This is a genomic window from Blastococcus sp. SYSU D01042 (assembly GCF_054050515.1).
The window spans coordinates 697011-709702 of the sequence record NZ_JBJGZM010000001.1; the positions used below are offsets into that span (position 1 = coordinate 697011).

General features: G+C 75.9%; 15 protein-coding genes. 7 read left to right on the forward strand and 8 right to left on the reverse strand.

What is annotated here, in order from left to right; all coding sequences use genetic code 11:
• Window positions 1–25: 25 nt before the first annotated feature.
• The 5 genes from ACI79H_RS03495 to ACI79H_RS03515 all read left to right on the forward strand — a co-directional run bounded on the left by ACI79H_RS03495 (window position 26) and on the right by ACI79H_RS03515 (window position 5629).
• Entirely contained in the window at window positions 26–835 is an 810-nt protein-coding gene (locus ACI79H_RS03495; protein ID WP_456552975.1) for an MBL fold metallo-hydrolase, read from the forward strand.
• Entirely contained in the window at window positions 832–1470 is a 639-nt protein-coding gene (locus tag ACI79H_RS03500) for a DedA family protein (protein WP_456552976.1), read from the forward strand. The genes ACI79H_RS03495 and ACI79H_RS03500 overlap by 4 nt, the downstream gene beginning before the upstream one ends.
• Complete coding sequence (locus ACI79H_RS03505; RefSeq protein ID WP_456552977.1) at window positions 1467–3614, forward strand: phage holin family protein; 2148 nt, start codon at window positions 1467–1469, stop codon at window positions 3612–3614. The genes ACI79H_RS03500 and ACI79H_RS03505 overlap by 4 nt, the downstream gene beginning before the upstream one ends.
• 94 nt (window positions 3615–3708) lie before the next feature.
• A complete protein-coding gene (locus tag ACI79H_RS03510) occupies window positions 3709–4689 on the forward strand; it encodes a glucosyl-3-phosphoglycerate synthase (RefSeq protein ID WP_456552978.1) in 981 nt (326 codons plus the stop codon).
• 100 nt (window positions 4690–4789) lie between these two features.
• A complete protein-coding gene (locus tag ACI79H_RS03515; protein WP_456553108.1) occupies window positions 4790–5629 on the forward strand; it encodes a glycerophosphodiester phosphodiesterase in 840 nt (279 codons plus the stop codon).
• Window positions 5630–5677: 48 nt separating this feature from the next.
• Here the strand turns inward: ACI79H_RS03515 and ACI79H_RS03520 are convergent, their stop codons facing one another.
• On the reverse strand, window positions 5678–6343 hold the full coding sequence (locus ACI79H_RS03520) for an HAD family hydrolase (RefSeq protein ID WP_456552979.1): 666 nt from the start codon (window positions 6341–6343) through the stop codon (window positions 5678–5680).
• Window positions 6344–6434: 91 nt separating this feature from the next.
• Window positions 6435–7571: an NDMA-dependent alcohol dehydrogenase gene (locus tag ACI79H_RS03525; protein ID WP_456552980.1), complete on the reverse strand. Its 1137-nt coding sequence runs from the start codon at window positions 7569–7571 to the stop codon at window positions 6435–6437.
• A gap of 86 nt (window positions 7572–7657) precedes the next feature.
• Between ACI79H_RS03525 and ACI79H_RS03530 the strand changes: the two genes are divergently transcribed.
• Both ACI79H_RS03530 and ACI79H_RS03535 read left to right on the forward strand, forming a co-directional pair.
• Complete coding sequence (locus ACI79H_RS03530; protein ID WP_456552981.1) at window positions 7658–8095, forward strand: DUF5946 family protein; 438 nt, start codon at window positions 7658–7660, stop codon at window positions 8093–8095.
• Between the two features lie 68 nt (window positions 8096–8163).
• A complete protein-coding gene (locus tag ACI79H_RS03535; protein WP_456552982.1) occupies window positions 8164–8865 on the forward strand; it encodes a TetR/AcrR family transcriptional regulator in 702 nt (233 codons plus the stop codon).
• A 10-nt stretch (window positions 8866–8875) separates the two neighbouring features.
• On the opposite strand, the gene ACI79H_RS03540 is transcribed toward ACI79H_RS03535, so the two are convergent.
• The 6 genes from ACI79H_RS03540 to ACI79H_RS03565 form a co-directional block, all read right to left on the reverse strand.
• Window positions 8876–9472, reverse strand: a complete 597-nt coding sequence (locus ACI79H_RS03540) for a TetR-like C-terminal domain-containing protein (RefSeq protein ID WP_456552983.1) — start codon at window positions 9470–9472, stop codon at window positions 8876–8878.
• Window positions 9473–9609: 137 nt separating this feature from the next.
• Window positions 9610–9942 (reverse strand): hypothetical protein, encoded by a 333-nt coding sequence (locus ACI79H_RS03545; protein ID WP_456552984.1) that lies wholly within the window; start codon window positions 9940–9942, stop codon window positions 9610–9612.
• Window positions 9943–9956: 14 nt separating this feature from the next.
• Window positions 9957–10844: a 1,4-dihydroxy-2-naphthoyl-CoA synthase gene (locus tag ACI79H_RS03550; RefSeq protein WP_456552985.1), complete on the reverse strand. Its 888-nt coding sequence runs from the start codon at window positions 10842–10844 to the stop codon at window positions 9957–9959.
• 43 nt (window positions 10845–10887) lie between these two features.
• Window positions 10888–11718: a hypothetical protein gene (locus ACI79H_RS03555; protein WP_456552986.1), complete on the reverse strand. Its 831-nt coding sequence runs from the start codon at window positions 11716–11718 to the stop codon at window positions 10888–10890.
• 63 nt (window positions 11719–11781) lie between these two features.
• Window positions 11782–12273, reverse strand: coding sequence for an NUDIX domain-containing protein (locus ACI79H_RS03560; protein WP_456552987.1), 492 nt, complete (start codon window positions 12271–12273; stop codon window positions 11782–11784).
• A gap of 34 nt (window positions 12274–12307) precedes the next feature.
• The gene (locus ACI79H_RS03565; protein WP_456552988.1) at window positions 12308–12691 is read right to left on the reverse strand and encodes a nuclear transport factor 2 family protein; all 384 of its coding nucleotides are present in this window, start codon (window positions 12689–12691) and stop codon (window positions 12308–12310) included.
• Between the last annotated feature and the right edge of the window lies 1 nt (window position 12692).

Genomic DNA, 12692 nt, shown 5'->3' on the forward strand with positions numbered 1-12692 from the left:
CACCCCACCAGCGAATACTGGCGCCGTGGGATCGCCCCGGCTGCACTTCCTCGGCCACTCGACGGTGCGCGTCGAGCTGGCCGGGCGCACGGTGCTCACCGATCCCCTGCTCACCGCCTCGGTCGGCCCGCTGCGCCGGGTGGTGCCGGTGCCCGGCGCCGCCTCCTGGGCGGGGGTGGACGTCGTCCTGCTCAGCCACCTGCACGCCGACCACCTGCACCTGCGCTCGCTGCGCCTGCTGGACGCCGGCACCCGCTTCGTCGTCCCCCGCGGCGCCGGTGCGTGGTTCCGGCGGCAGGGGTTCGCACGGGTCGACGAGATCTCCGTCGGCGAGACGCTGACCGACGGCGCGCTGCGGATCACCGCCGTGCACGCCGCGCACAGCGGGCACCGCTGGGGCCCGCGGCTCACGGCCGGCCCCGACGCCTGCGCCGTCGGGCACCTGCTGGAGGGCGCGGGCAGCACGGTCTACGTCAGCGGCGACACCGCCCTGCACGACGGCATGCACCTGCTCGGCGTGCGGGGCGTCGACGTCGCCGTGCTCCCGGTCTGGGGCTGGGGTGCCGACCTGGGTCCCGGCCACCTCGACCCGCTGGAGGCGGCCGAGGCCGTGGCCCGGCTCCGGCCGCGGACCGCCGTCCCGGTGCACTGGGGCACGCTGGCGCCGGCCGGCAGCACCACGCTGCCGACGCCGCTGCGCGCCCGGATGCGCCGGCTGCTGGTGGAGCCGCCGCTCGCCTTCGCCCGCGAGGTCGCCCGCCGCGGACTGGCCACCGACGTGGCGGTGGCCCGGCCCGGCTCGCCGGTGCCGCTGCTGCCGGGGGTGCCGTCGTGAGCGCGGTCGCCGCGGCCGCCGAGGGGACGTCGGTCGGCTACCCGCTGCTGTTCGGCGGCGTGCTGCTGGGCTCGGTGGTGCCGGTCGTGCCCACCGGCGCGGTCGTCGGCTCGGCGGCGGCCTTCGCGATGACCAGCAACGACCTCGGCCTGCCGACCGTGCTCGCGCTGGCCACCCTCGCCGCGCTGCTCGGTGACCTGACCACCTTCGCGGTGTGCCGGTTCGGCGGGCCGGCCGCGGTGCGCTGGGTGGCGCGCGGGCAGCACGCCGAGCGGCTCGAGGAGGTACGCGACCAGTTCCGCCGGCACGGCTGGCAGATCCTCGTCGTCGGCCGGCTGCTGCCCGCGGGCCGCATCCCGGTGCTGCTGGCGGCCGGCGCGCTCAGCTACCCGTGGCGGCGGCTGGTGCCGGCGCAGCTCGTCGCCTGCCTGCTGTGGGCGGTGGCCTACGCGCTGCTCGGCGTGGCCAGCGGCGGCGTCTTCGACTCCCCGCTGGTCGCCGTCCTCATCGCGACGCTGCTCGTGCTGCTGGTCGGCGGGCTGCTCAACCTCGTCGCCGCGCGCCGGCGCCGCCGCCGGCCGGTGCCCGGCCCGCCGGTCCCGGAGCCCGAGCCCGCTCCGAGCGACGCCCGGTGAGCGCGCCCGCCGGCGGCCGGGTCCTGCGGGCCGGCCGGACCCTGGCCCGCGTCCTGCTCACCTGGGCGCTGGCCACCGGCGCGCTGATCACGCTGGACACCTGGCTCACCGGCTTCGCCATGCGCGAGTGGTGGCAGCCGCCGGTCGCCGCGCTCCTGCTCGGCCTGCTGACCGCGGCCGTCTGGCCGCTCGTGCTGCGGGTGGCGCTGCCGTTCGCCTTCCTCACCCTCGGGGTGGGCGGCTTCCTGCTGCTCGGCGCCGGCGTGCTGGGCATCTTCGCCGCCATCCCCGGCGTCGAGGTGCGCAGCTTCACGACCTCCGTGGTGGTCGCCGTCGCCATGGCCGGCGTCTCCGGGCTGATCAACAGCCTGCTCGCCGTCGACGAGGACGAGATGTTCTTCCGGCGCGCCCGCCGCCGCGCGCCCGCCCAGCCCGCGGACGGACCGCTGCCCCCGGGCGTGCTCTTCCTGCAGATCGACGGCCTGGGCTACGACATCGCCCGCCGCGCCGTCCGGGACGGCTCGATGCCGACGCTGGCCGCCTGGCTGCGCTCGGGCAGCCACGTGCTCACCTCGTGGCACACCGACTGGAGCTCGCAGACCGGCGCCAGCGTCTGCGGCATCCTGCACGGCTCCAACCACGACGTCCCGGCCTTCCGCTGGTACGAGAAGGAGCGCGACCGGCTGGTCCAGGTCTCCAGCCCCCGGGACGCCGCCGAGATCGAGCGCCGGCACTCCGACGGCCGCGGGCTGCTCGCCGGCGGTGGCGCCGGGCGGGGCAACCTGTTCACCGGCGACGCCCGCCACGTCAGCTTCACCATGAGCTCGCTGCCCTACGTCGTCCCGGCCGAGGCCCGGCGGCGCAGGCGGGGCCGCGTCGGCGCCGGCTACTACGCCTACTTCGCGAACCCGGCCAACGCGGTGCGCACGCTGGGCGTCGCCCTGGTCGACGTCGTCCGCGAGCTGCGTGCCGCCGCCGAGCAGCGCCGCGCCGACGTCCGGCCGCGGGTGCCTCGCGGCGGGCTCTACCCCCTGGCCCGCGCCGGGACGACGGTGCTCGCGCGCGACGTCGTCGTCTCGGCGCTGCTGGAGGACCTGCTCGCCGGGCGGCCGGTGATCTACGCCGACTTCCTGGGCTACGACGAGGTCGCCCACCACTCCGGCGTCGAGCGGTTCGACACCCTCGGCGTGCTGCGCAGCATCGACCAGCAGATCGGCCGGCTGCACCGCGCCGGCTCGCTGGGCCCCCGGCAATACCACCTGGTCTGCCTCTCCGACCACGGGCAGACGCAGGGCTGGGCGTTCGCCGACCGGTTCGGCTACTCCATCGAGGAGCTGGTCGGCTCGCTGTGCGGCGCCCCCGTCGAGGCACGGCGCCGGCACCTCTCCGGACCGAGGGACAGCCGGCGGACGGCGGAGGGCTGGCAGATCGGCGCCGCGCTGGCCGAGGGCGGCGGGCCGATCGCGCGGCGGCTGCGGCAGCGGGCCGAGGCGGCCGCGTCGCGCGGCGAGCTGCCGCCGGCGGTCGGCGACGCCGAGGTGCCGCAGGTGGCGCCGGGGGTGGTGTGCGCGGTCTCCGGGCACACGGCGTCGGTCTCGTTCTCGGGGATCCCCGGCAGGGCCACGCTGGAGGAGATCGAGCAGCGCTGGCCGCACCTGCTCCCGGGGCTGGTGGACCACGACGGCGTCGGCTTCGTGCTGGTGCACTCCGCGGAGTTCGGCCCCGTCGTCCTCGGGCGGGAAGGGCTGCACCGGCTGCGCTCGGAGGAGGTGATCGGCACCGATCCGCTGCTTCCGTACGGCCCGCATGCCGCAGCGCTGGTCGCCCGCGCGTCGACCTTCCCGCACTGCCCCGACCTGGTCATCAACAGCCGGTACGACCCGGACACCGACGAGGCCTCGGCGTTCGAGCCGCACGTCGGGTCGCACGGCGGGCTCGGCGGGCCGCAGCAGCGCGGCTTCCTCGCCTACCCCGCGTCCTGGGCCGCCCCCGGGGAGATCGTCGGCGCCGAGCACCTGCACCGGGTGCTGCGCGGCTGGCTCACCGACCTGGGCCACCCCGAGCCGACCGGCGAGGGCGCGGCCTTCGGCGAGCAGAGCCCGACCGCGCTCGCCGACGAGGTGCCGGTCAGCGCGCCCCGTTGACGCGAGTGGACGCCCGGCGAGGAGTGCGGAACGGGCGGGTGAACACCCTCACAGGGCAGTGGTGCGAAGCCGGATCGTGGTCGACAGTGAGGCGATGCGACCCGACGCCCGCGCCTGGTTCTCCGGCCGCACCACCTCCGCTCCCTCACTCGACGCCGTCGACGCCGACGCCCTGGTCGCGGCCAAGCGGCGCACCGGCACCCGGGTCAGCGTCGTCCTGCCGGCCCGCAACGAGGAGGCGACGGTCGGGCTGCTCGTGGGCGACGTCGTCGAGCGCTGGATGCACCGCACCCGCCTGGTCGACGAGCTGCTCGTCGTGGACTCCGACTCGACCGACGCCACCGCCGACGTCGCCCGGGCCGCCGGCGCCGACGTCGTCGCCACGACCGAGGTGCTGCCCGCGCACGGCACCCGGCCCGGCAAGGGCGAGGCGCTGTGGAAGTCGCTGGCCGCCACGACCGGCGACGTCGTCGTCTTCCTCGACTCGGACCTCAAGGGCGACGTCAGCCACTACGTGCCCGGGCTGCTCGGGCCGCTGCTGACCGAGCCGCAGGTGCAGTTCGTGAAGGGCTGCTACACCCGGCCGCTGGAGATCGACGGCGTGAGCGTGCCCTCCGGCGGCGGGCGGGTGACCGAGCTGACCGCGCGGCCGCTGCTCAACGCGCTGTGGCCGGAGCTCGCCGGGTTCGTGCAGCCACTGGGCGGGGAGTACGCCGGGCGGCGGGCGGCGCTCGAGCAGGTGCCCTTCGCCGGCGCGTACGGCGTGGAGATCGGCCTGCTGATCGACCTGCTGGAGCTGGTCGGGCTGGGCGGGCTGGCCCAGGTCGACCTCGGCGTCCGCCGGCACACCTCGCAGAGCCAGGAGGCGCTGGGCGCGATGGCCGGGCAGGTCGTCTCGACCGTGCTCGCCCGCGCCTCCCGCACCGGGGCGCCGGCCGCCAGCGGGCTGCTCACCCAGTTCCGGCACGACGGCGAGGGCTTCGTGCCGCGCAGCACCGCCGTCGCCCTCGACGAGCGCCCGCCGATGGGCACCGTGCCCGAGTACCGCGCCCGCGCCGCCGGCCTCGCGGGCTGACCTCTCGGCGGGTCCAGCGCTCCCTGTCGCGGTGCAGCCGCGGTGCGGGGGAGGATCGCACCGTGCCGGTCGCTCCTCCCGTCCCACCCCGTTGACCGCCGTGGAGGTCGTCGCGCACCGCGGTGCCACCGCCGAGGCGCCCGAGCACACCATGGCGGCCTACCGCCAGGCTGCGGCCGTCGGTGCCGACGCCGTCGAGTGCGACGTGCGGCTGACCCGGGACGGCGTCCTCGTGTGCGTGCACGACCGGCAGATCCGGCGCACCTCCAACGGCCGCGGCGTCGTCTCCGCGCTGCACCTGGCCGAGCTCGAGCAGTTCCAGTTCGGCGCGCGCAAGCCGCGGGCCAGGGGGCGCAGCCGCTGGGCCGACGACGAGATCCTGTCGGTGACCGACGAGCCGGACGTCGAGAACGGGCTGGTCCTCACCCTCGACCGGCTGCTGGAGTACATCACCGCGACGCCCGGCAGCCTCCGCCTGGCGATCGAGACCAAGCACCCGACCCGCCACACCCGCAAGGTCGAGGAGGCGCTGGTCACCTGCCTGCGCCGCTACGGGCTGCTCGGCGACGACGGCCCGGTGCAGTGGGCCGGCCAGCCCGCCGTCCGGATGATGAGCTTCTCCCAGCTCGCCGTCCGCCGGATGGCCGAGCTGGCACCGGGGATCCCGACCGTCCAGCTGATCGGCAAGCGGCTGCGCCCGGTCCGCCGCGAGCTGCTGCTGGGCGGCGCGACCGCGATGGGCCCCGGCATCGCCCTGCTCCGCGCCGACCCGGGCTTCGTCGCCGACGCCCACGCCGCCGGCAAGCAGGTGCACGTGTGGACGGTCAACCGGCCGGCGGACATGGACCTGGCCAACCGGCTCGGCGTCGACGCGGTCATCACCGACCACCCCGACGAGATGCTGCGCCGCCTGGGCCGCGGGACATCCGCCGCGTCCTGACCCTGCCTTTCCGCGTAAACGCGGCCAGCTTTTTCGCGAAGAAGCAGATCAGAGCAGGTCGAGGTCGTCCAGGGCGGCGGTGAGGTCGGCCGGGGTGTCGTAGACGCCCAGGGCTCCCGCGTCGCGCAGCTCGTCGTCGCCGAACCCACCGGAGCGGACCACGATCGCCGGCATCCCCGCGTTCTTCGCCGCCTCGACGTCGTAGACCGAGTCGCCGATGACGACGCTCGGGGCGTCCACCGGCTCGCCCACCTTCTCCAGCGCCACCTGCAGCAGGTCCGGCGCGGGCTTGGTGTTCTCGACGTCGTCGCTGGTGGTCCAGGCGTCGGCGAGCTCGCGGGCGTCGAGCAGGTCCAGCGCGCGGTCGACGTGGTGCGGCTTCCCCGAGCTGGCCAGCACCACCCGGTGCCCGCGCTCCTTGAGCGCCACGACGAGCTCGCGCGCGCCGGGCAGCAGCGCGGTCTCGCCCATCATCGGGTCGACCTCCTCGACCCACCGCTCGCGGGCGGCGTCGCCGATCCGCCGCTCGACCTCGTCCCCGCCCAGGGCGGCGACGAGCTGGTCGCCGCCCATGCCGATGAGCCGGTGGATGCGCCACACCGGGTAGGTCTCCCCCAGCGCGCGGAACGCCCGGTACCAGGCGAGCGCGTGCTGGTAGTTGGTGTCGACGAGGGTGCCGTCGACGTCGAGGACGGCGATGCGGGGGGAGCTCATGGCCCCGGAGCTGCCCAGGCCCATCCGTCCTCAACCGACTCCCTGCCTTTCCGCGGAGAAGCGCGCCGCGATACCGCGGAAAAGCAGGGGATCAGCCGGCGTGCACGAGCAGGCCGCGGACGATCTCGCCGGCCGCCTGGTCGCGGTAGCCCTGGTTCAGCTCGTCGAGGGAGTACCGGCGGGTGATGAGCCGGTCGAGCTCGAGGCGGCCCTCCTCGTGCATCTGCAGCAGCCGGGGGATGTCGGTGCGCGCGTTGCACGAGCCGTACAGCGAGCCCTGAATGCGCTGCTCGTAGACGGTGGCCATCGGCCCGTTGAGTGAGAGCCGGCCGTCCTGCGGCTCGTCGGGGAGGGCGGTGAGCACCATCGTCCCGGCCTTGCCCAGGCACGAGAGGGCCCCGGCGTAGTTCTCGGCGGTCAGCTTGCCGACGGTGAGGACGACGACGTCGGCACCCGTGCCCCGCGACAGCTCGCGGGCCAGACCGGCCGCCTCCTCGGCGCCGGCCACCGTGCGCGTCGCGCCGAGCGACTCGGCGAACTCCCGCTTCATCGCGACCGGGTCGACGCCGATGACGTGCAGCGCCCCGGCGTGCACGGCGCCCTGCACCGCGTTCGCTCCCACGCCGCCCAGGCCGACCACGACGACGGTGTCGCCGGGCATCACGCCGCCCGAGTACACCGCCGAGCCCCAGCCGGTGGGCACGCTGCAGGCGAGCAGCGCCGCGGTGTCCAGGGCCACCGACGGGTCGATCCGCACGCACGAGAACTCGCTGAGCACCGAGTGCCGGGCGAACGCCCCGACCATGCAGAACCCGCCCAGCGGCTGCCCGTCGAGCCGGAAGGGGAAGCTCCCCGAGGGCAGCTGGCCGGTGCCGATGGTGGCGCCCTTGTCGCAGAGGTTGGACTTGCCACGGGCGCAGTACCGGCACAGCCCGCAGGCGGGCAGGAAGCTGGTGATGACGTGGTCGCCCGGCGCCACCGTGGTGACCCCCGCGCCCACCGCCTGGACCACGCCGGACCCCTCGTGCCCGCCCACGATCGGCCGCACCCCGGGGCCGTGGCGCAGGTGCTCGTCGGAGTGGCACATGCCCGCGTAGGCCATCTCGACCAGCACCTCACCGGGCCCGGGGTCGATCAGGTCGAGCTCGACGATCTCCCAGTCGGCTCCGGCCTCGCGCATCACAGCTGCCCTGGTCCGCACCCGCGTCTCCTCCGTGCTCGTCCTCACACCGTCGCGCCATCGTGCCCGACGCGGTCCGGGGCGACGGCAGGGCTCGGGCCGCGGCTGGTCGCGGAGTGCGGCACGATCGCGCCGTGCCCCTCCCCCCGCCGTCCGACGAGCCCGCCAGCAGCGCCACCGAGGCGTGCCCGGGCTGCGGAGCGGTCCTGGCGCCGGGGCCCGACGACGCGGCGACGCACCCCGGCGCCTCGCCCTCGTGCGCCCGGCTGTTCGAGGTGACGCTGCGCGGCCTGCGCGAGGAGGCGGCCACCGAGGCCGGCGCCGCGGCCACCATGCGCCTGGCCGAGGCCGCCTACGACGTGCAGCACGCCGGCGCCGACGAGCCGCAGCCCGGCGCGCTCGACCGGCTCGCCGCAGAGCTCGGCGCGCCCGCACCCGTTCGCCGCGCGCGGCCCGCGCGCGGGTGGACGACGACGATCGCCGACGTCGCCGCCGACCTCGACGTGATCGACCTCGACGTGCTGGTCGGGAGCTGGGCCCGCGCGGTGCTGGACGACAGCACGAGCCGGTGACGTCGCGCACCGGACGGAACCGTCCGACCCGGGCTGCGATCGCCACGTTCTGTGCCTACACTCATACGGTGAGTGATCTTGGGGACCGGCGCGCGCAAAAGAAGGCACAGACGCGGGAGTTGGTCCGGGCGACCGCGCACCGCCTGTTCGCCGCCCGCGGCTTCGACCAGGTCACCATCGCCGACGTCGCGCGCGAGGCCGAGGTGGCGGTGCAGACGGTCTTCAACCACTTCGCCACGAAGGAGGACCTCTTCTTCGACGGCCGCGCGCCGTGGGTCGAGGGCCTCGCGGCCGCGGTGCTCGAGCGCCCGGACGGCGTCTCCCCGCTGACGGCGCTGCGCGCCCAGCTGCTCGAGCTGACCACGACCCAGATCGGCGCGCTCGCCACCCCGGAGGAGCGCTGCTTCCGGGACACCGTGGACGCCTCGGAGACGTTGCGCGCCTACGAGCGCACGCTGGTCTTCACCGCCGAGCGCCGGCTCGCCGTCGCGCTGCTGACCGCGTGGCGGAACAGCGACGCCGCACCCCCGAACCCCGAGGTCTCCGCCCCGCTCACCGCCGCCATCTGGCTGGGCGCCGTGCGGGTCCTCATCGTCGAGAACCGCCTGCGCGTGAAGGAGGGCGTCGACGCCGGCGAGGTGGCCGCGACGGTGGAGCAGCTCGGCGACCGGCTGCTGAGCCACCTGCAGGCCGGCGCCCAGATCTTCGACGGGCTGCTCTCCGCGACGGCGTCGTCGAAGGACCTCGCCGAGGACCGCCGGGCCGGCTGATCCGCCGCCCTCAGCCGACGAGCCGCAGGTCCTCCGGCTCCACCAGCGGGCAGAGCACCTCGTCGACCACGCGGTCGACCTGGTCGGCCAGCACCGCGCCGTCACCGGCCGCGGTGAAGCGCTGCCACCAGAACGCCTCGAGCACCGAGTGGAGCAGCGCCAGGCGGTCGTCCTCGATCGGCTCGCCCCGCGCCTCCGCCCGCGCGGCGATGAGGCCGACCGCCTCGTGCAGCGGCCCGACCAGCGCCTCGTCCAGCCCCGCCCGCAGCTGCTCGTCGTAGCGGGCGGCGCCGACCAGGCTGGCCGCGGCGCGCTCCTCGCGGTCGAGCGGGACGGTCCAGCGGTCGGCCAGCGAGCGCAGGTCGCCGCGCAGCGAGCCGGTGTCCTCGGGCGTGGGCACCAGCCGGAAGCGGCCCACCGCGGCGTGCGCCAGGGCGGCCATGGTCGGCCAGCGCCGGTAGATCCCCGCCTTGCCGGCACGGGCGCGGGCCGCGACGCGGTCGCTGTTGAGCCGCCCCCAGCCCTCGTCGGCCAGGATGTCGACCGCCACGGCCAGGAGCTGCTCGGAGAGCTCGGCGCTGAGCGGTCTGCCGGGAGTACCGCTCACGAGGAGGCCCCGGGCCTGCGGGTGATCTGCACCGCGACATCTTGGCGTGACGGTGGAGTCACCACAATGACCCGGCGCCGGATTCCTCCTGCCGGGTCCGAAAACGTCCGCGCAGGTGGGAGGCGGGGTCCGGGGTGTCAGGCCCCGGCGGCGGGCTGCACCTCCACGCGGATGCCCGCGCCGTCGCCGGAGAGCCGGCCCTCGCTGCGCGCCTGCTCCACCATCGCGTCCCACCGGTCGCTCCAGTCGGGAGCGGTGGCCCGCGGCTCGGCGGCCGCCCGGAGCGCGGCGGCGTCCAGCTGCGCGGCGCCGTCGTCGTGCAGGCGACCCAGCCCGGAGCGCTCCAGCACCTCGGCGGCCTCCTCGTCGGTGACCTGCCCGAAGGCCAGGACCACCCGGCTCAGGTCGTCGATGTCGACCACCCGCGCCTCGGGCCGCTCGTCCGCACCCGTCACCAGCTCGACGATCACTATCTCTCCTCGGGTCAGACGTGCCAGGGGAACTGCGTGAAGTCCGGGTCGCGCTTCTCCAGGAAGGCGTCCCGGCCCTCGACGGCCTCCTCGGCCATGTACGCCAGCCGGGTCGTCTCCCCGGCGAACAGCTGCTGCCCGACCAGGCCGTCGTCGATCAGGTTGAACGAGTACTTGAGCATCCGCTGGGCGGTCGGGCTCTTCGCCACGATCTTCTTCCCCCACTCCAGCGCCGTCGCCTCCAGCTCGGCGTGGGGGACGACGCGGTTGACCATGCCCATCGCGTGCGCGTCCGCGGCGGTGTACTCCTCGCCGAGGAAGAAGATCTCGCGGGCGAACTTCTGCCCGACCTGCCGCGCCAGGTACGCCGAGCCGAACCCGCCGTCGAAGCTGCCCACGTCGGCGTCGGTCTGCTTGAACCGCGCGTGCTCGGCGCTGGCCAGGGTCAGGTCGGAGACGACGTGCAGGCTGTGCCCGCCCCCGGCCGCCCACCCGGGGACGACGCAGATGACGACCTTGGGCATGAAGCGGATCAGCCGCTGCGCCTCCAGGACGTGCAGCCGGCCGCTGGATCCCTGCGCGTGCTCGTAGCCGTACTTCCCGCGCACCCGCTGGTCGCCGCCGGAGCAGAAGGCCCAGCCGCCGTCCTTCCGGCTGGGGCCGTTGCCGGTGAGGATCACGCAGCCGACGTCGGTGGACAGCCGGGCGTGCTCGAGGGCGGCGATCAGCTCGTCCACCGACTGCGGGCGGAACGCGTTGCGCACCTCCGGCCGGTCGAACGCGATGCGCACGACGCCGGCGTCGACGGCCCGGTGGTAAGTGATGTCCTGGAAGTCGAAGCCCTCCACCGGCCGCCAGGCGGCGCTGTCGAAGATCTCGGAGACGTCGTCGCGGGCGCTCATGCAGCGAACCTAGCCCGGCGCCCGCGCGGCGCGACCGGGCGGATCACAGCCCCAGCAGCCCGCCGGCCGGCTGCACCACGCCACCGACGATCCGCGACAGGCTGACCAGCACGCCGCCGACGAGCCTGCAGGGGCAGGGGACGCCCTCGGCGTCGGTCGCCGGCGGGCTGGGCGCCGGCTGCGGCTGGGGCGCGGGCTGGGGCGCGGGCTGCGGCTGCGGCGCCGGCTGCGGCTGCGGAGCCGGCTGCTGCTGCGTCGGCGGCTGCTGCTGCACGGGCTGCTGCTGCACCGGCTGCTGCGCGGCGGGCGGCTGCTGACCGGCCGGCGCCGGGGCGGGCGCCGGCGCCGGCTTCGAGGGCAGCACCTGGATCGGAGAGGTGCCCGGCTGGCGGGGGAGGCCCGGCGCCGGGTTCCCGCCCTGCGCCGCGCCGGACGAGCCGCCGGTCCACCCGGTCCCCCCGCTCCACCCGGCGGCGCCGGGGTCCGCTGCCGCGCCGGGTGAGACGTCGGTCGCGGGCACGCCGGAGCCGGCCGTGTCCGTCGGCGTCGCGGCCGGGCCGGGGAGGACCGGTTCGTCCGGCACGGGGGTCTCCTCGCCGGCACCACCGGTCGTCCCGTCGTCGCGGCCCGGACCGCTCCCGTCGTCCGCGTCGCGGTACCCGGGCCCGCTGCCGGTGAAGACGTCGGCCTCGAGGCCGGCCCCCTCGGAGGAGGGCGGGGTCAGGGCGATCGCCAGCGGCGCGGCGACCAGCAGCGCGGCGCAGGCCAGGGAGAGCAGCAGCAGCGCCCGCGCGCGGCCGCGGTCCTCGCGCGGCTGCTCCGCGACGGCACCCGGGCTGGCGACTGCCGGTTCGGGTGCGGCGTGGCGGGACAAGCACGGCTCCTCGGGACGTGGGGGGAGACACCTGCGAGCCCTCCTGCCCAGCCCCGTTCCGTCTTACTCCTGTACCGGAATGCCCAGCGTGTCGTCGATCAGCGGGCGCAGCCGGTCCAGCGACGCGGCCAGCCCCGGGTGCAGCGGCAGCGCGGTCAGCTCGGCAAGCGGCCACCAGCCCACGCCGTCGCTCTCGCCGTCCAGGCGCAGCTCGCGCGCGTCGATCGGCCGGGCCGGTCGCGCGAGCACCGTCGTGTAGGCCCAGCCTCCGTGGTCGTCGACCGACCGCGCGCCCAGGACGACGTCGTCGGCGGTCAGCCCCAGCTCCTCCCGGCACTCGCGCAGCGCCCCGACGTGCGGCGGCTCCCCGGCGTGCAGCGCACCGCCGGGGGTCCCCCAGGTGCCGCCGTGGTGCGACCACAGGGCGCGGTGCTGCAGCAGGACCTCGGTGCCGGTGGCGCCGTCGCGGTGCAGGAACAGCCCGGCCGCGCCCGCCCGGCCCCAGTGCTGGTGCCCCAGGGCGCACGAGGTCCAGCCGTCGGTGGAGGCGAGCACCCGCCCAGTGAACCTCACCGGCCGGGCCCGGGCGTCACGAGACCGGCGCGGTTCCGGTGTCGCTGTCGAAGAAGCCGGTGAGCCGACCGATGCGGCCGTCGGCGTCGAACTGCACGACGTCGAAGCCGGTCATGACGGTGGCACCGGAGGCGTCGGTCAGCGACCACCGGAAGAAGGCGCTGTCGTGGTGCCGCACGGGCTCGCTGGTCACCTCGATCCGCCCTCCCGGCATGCTCGCCTGGAACTGCCCGATGTGGTCGGAGAGCGCCTCGCGCCCCGTGACGACGGCCAGCGGGTCGCAGTACACGGCGCCGGGCGCCCATGCCCGCTCCACCAGGGCCAGGCGCGCGCCCGGATCGGGCTCGACCCACGCCGCCCCGTAGGCGGCGACGGTCTCCAGCGGTGCGTCGGCGGTCATG

Excerpts from the sequence above, each read along its gene's own strand:
- ACI79H_RS03510 (WP_456552978.1), top strand. The coding sequence starts at position 3,709 with ATGCGACCCGACGCCCGCGCCTGGTTCTCCGGCCGCACCACCTCCGCT.
- ACI79H_RS03520 (WP_456552979.1), bottom strand. The coding sequence starts at position 6,343 with ATGAGCTCCCCCCGCATCGCCGTCCTCGACGTCGACGGCACCCTCGTC.
- ACI79H_RS03550 (WP_456552985.1), bottom strand. The coding sequence starts at position 10,844 with ATGAGCGCCCGCGACGACGTCTCCGAGATCTTCGACAGCGCCGCCTGG.
- ACI79H_RS03565 (WP_456552988.1), bottom strand. The coding sequence starts at position 12,691 with ATGACCGCCGACGCACCGCTGGAGACCGTCGCCGCCTACGGGGCGGCG.